Source organism: Neisseria sp. P0021.S007, from assembly GCF_051956855.1.
Genome location: NZ_JBQCXA010001767.1, coordinates 1 through 437, shown reverse-complemented (window position 1 = coordinate 437; position 437 = coordinate 1). Strand labels below are relative to the sequence as shown.

At 41.4% G+C, this 437-nt stretch carries 1 protein-coding gene; it reads right to left on the bottom strand.

Annotated elements, in window-relative coordinates; all coding sequences use genetic code 11:
- Positions 1–83 precede the first annotated feature (83 nt).
- A partial coding sequence (locus ACTHUR_RS21360; protein ID WP_440400812.1) for a Fic/DOC family protein occupies positions 84–437 on the bottom strand: 354 nt, incomplete at its 5' end.

The following is a 437-nucleotide window of genomic DNA, read 5'->3' as shown; positions in this document are numbered from 1 at the left end:
CAACATTTCAGGCGCTTTAATAGACTCGTTGGGTTTCCAACCCCAACCTACGCTTGCTTAAAATATCGTGGTTTGTTGATGTTTTAGTCGTCTGAAAAAGACGATTGTTCTAAATTTTCTAAAATTAGGCGTGCCAATAAGCTGCTATCGACATGGTATGCCTGAATACAGGCTTGAATCATTTGTTCTGCAGAGATATTTTGCCAATGTATCTGCAAACCGTTTTTTATTGCCAATTGCGTCATAAACAGGCGCAATGTTCTGCCGTTTCCTTCACGAAAAGGATGTAGGACGTTCAACTCGCCCAAATAATAGGCCACACGCTCGGCGAATTTATCTTTATCCAACCCCCGCAAATAGTTTTCGCTTTGCAGCTTCTCCAAAAGTGTACGGCTTTCGTTTTCGATAAAAGCAAAATTGGCAAATCGGGTATTACC